Source organism: Nocardiopsis sp. TNDT3, assembly GCF_003427465.1.
GTDB lineage: Bacteria > Actinomycetota > Actinomycetes > Streptosporangiales > Streptosporangiaceae > Nocardiopsis > Nocardiopsis dassonvillei.
On record NZ_QPFC01000500.1, the window covers coordinates 1 to 2,123 of the forward strand.

Here is a 2,123-nt window from a genome sequence, read left to right on the forward strand (position 1 = left end):
GAGCCCACCGGCGGCCGCGCGGCCAGTCCGGGGTCGGTGATCCCCGCCAGCAGGGCACGGGCGAACCGGGCCGCGTCCAGCACCGGCCAGGGGCGCTCGTGGAACGGTCGGGGCCGGGTGTCCAGGGCGGCGGCGAGGCCGGTCCGGTTCTGCCGGTCGGCCACCAGGGAGGACGCCTCGGCCAGGGCCGCGGCGTCCGCGTCCAGCGCCCGCTCCAGGAGCGGGGTCAGCTCCGCCGCCCCGGGCAGACGGGCGAAGGCGCTTCCCAGCCACTTGGAGTAGGGCGGGTAGCGGCGCTCCAGCAGCAGCGCCAGGCGCATGAGGTCGCGGACCACCCGGGCCGCGACCACCCGCGCGCCCAGGCGGTCGCCCACCTCCGCGCAGCGGCCGACGAACGCCTCCTCCTGGGACACGCGCTGCCACTGGCAGGCCAGCACGTACCGCCACACGTCGTCCGGGTACCAGGCCAGGCGCTCCCTGGCCCGTGTGAGCGTGCCGACGCCGTCGTGGAAGACGGCTCCGCCCACCACCTCGGCCAGCCGCTGGGTGGGTGTGGCGAGCCAGTCGGCGGTCCCCGTCCCCTCCCCCGGGTCGAAGCCGAGTCGGCCCCGCAGCCATTCGCCGGATCCGCTGACCTCCACCCGGTGGCGGCCGCCGGGCGCGTCGGCGTCGGGCCGCCAGGTCTGGGGAGGGCCGCCGTTGGGGCCGAACCGGACCGGCCAGCCGCGCACCCGCTCGGGCAGGCCCTCGGCGAGCAGCGCCAGCGCGCGGTCGCGCTCATCGGGTTCGTCCACGAAGACCTGGAGCCGCGGGCCCCAGCCGTGGTCGGTGGAGCGCTCGGTGTCCAGTCCGAGGACCTCGGACCCGGCGCCGAGCAGCGCGGCGGCGTGCGCGACCGGCCCGGGCCCGCGGGCGAGCAGGGGCGCGACCGCGTCCGTGTACAGGGCCCGGGACAGTTCCAGGCCGGGGAGGAAGACCGGGGTCACGCCCGAGAGCCTAGGGTCCGACCTCCGCACGCGGCCACGCGTTTTCCGGCGCGGGGGCCCGCCGCCGCTGGACCGCGTCGGAGCGGGGGTAAGGGAAATCTATCCATCTGGTTAGAACCGCTCCAGGAGCGGGTCGAAGGGCCGATGGTCCACAACGTTTTACGACAGACCGGGGATCGCTACTGTAAGGTGTCTTTCCAGTTCGCGGCGCAAATGACCGGGGAAGTGTCGTCAGTACCAGTGCCGGAATGCGTTCGCCCGGTCGGGCCTTCGGCGCGGTGGTACGCGGTCCCCCAGCACAGCAGGGGTATTGACGTGTAGTGACAGGGTCTTTACGGTCTACCGACAACAGGTGGAAGGAAATTCCGGGGACGCCCGGAATGGCCGGGACAACGACGTCCGGTGTCCGCGGGGGAAATATCCGAGCCCCCACGGACGCACTCCACTTCCTGGGCCGGAAACGGTCCGGGTCACCCCGCTACGAATCCCCCGCACCGCGCCGCGAGGCCGGACGGGATCGTGACCCGAAGAGAAGGGCCCCGTTCAATGAAGACCCGCAGAAGGATCCGCTCCGCCTCAGCCGTCGCCGCGGCCACCGCTCTGATCTTCACCCTCATGCCCGCCAGCGCGGCCAGCGCGCACGGCTACGTATCGGCGCCCATGAGCCGCCAGGCGCAGTGCGCCGCGGGCATGGTCGAGTGCGGCGGCATCCAGTGGGAGCCGCAGAGCGTGGAGGGCCCCAAGGGCCTGATGAGCTGTTCCGGCGGCAACTCCCGGTTCTCCGAGCTCGACGACGACAACCACGGCTGGCACGTCACCCAGGTCGGCACCTCGGTGAACTTCACCTGGACCCTGACCGTCACGCACGCCACCGCCAACTGGGAGTACTTCATCGGCGGACACCGCGTCGCCAACTTCGACGACGGCGGGGCGCGGCCGAACTCGACCGTCCAGCACAACGTGGACCTGTCCGGCTACAACGGCCGCCACACGATCCTGGCCCGCTGGAACGTCGCCGACACCGGCAACGCCTTCTACGCCTGCGTGGACGTGAACATCCGCTAGCGACCCGACGCCTCCCCGGCCCGGCCCCCCGCACCCGGGCCGGGGTCGCGGCGTTCCCGGCCCGCAAGGCCC

Annotated in this window: 2 protein-coding genes; one reads left to right on the forward strand and one right to left on the reverse strand. The window is 73.2% G+C overall.

What is annotated here, in order from left to right; all coding sequences use genetic code 11:
* On the reverse strand, window positions 1-986 hold a 986-nt coding region (locus tag DQW06_RS13080; protein ID WP_117198537.1), incomplete at its 3' end, for a DUF4037 domain-containing protein.
* A 546-nt stretch (window positions 987-1,532) separates the two neighbouring features.
* Here DQW06_RS13080 and DQW06_RS13085 point away from each other — a divergent pair.
* The gene (locus DQW06_RS13085) at window positions 1,533-2,051 is read left to right on the forward strand and encodes a lytic polysaccharide monooxygenase auxiliary activity family 9 protein (RefSeq protein WP_013156290.1); all 519 of its coding nucleotides are present in this window, start codon (window positions 1,533-1,535) and stop codon (window positions 2,049-2,051) included.
* Window positions 2,052-2,123 lie beyond the last annotated feature (72 nt).

Coding starts and splice junctions, on each gene's coding strand:
- DQW06_RS13085 (WP_013156290.1), top strand. CDS start 1,533: ATGAAGACCCGCAGAAGGATCCGCTCCGCCTCAGCCGTCGCCGCGGCC.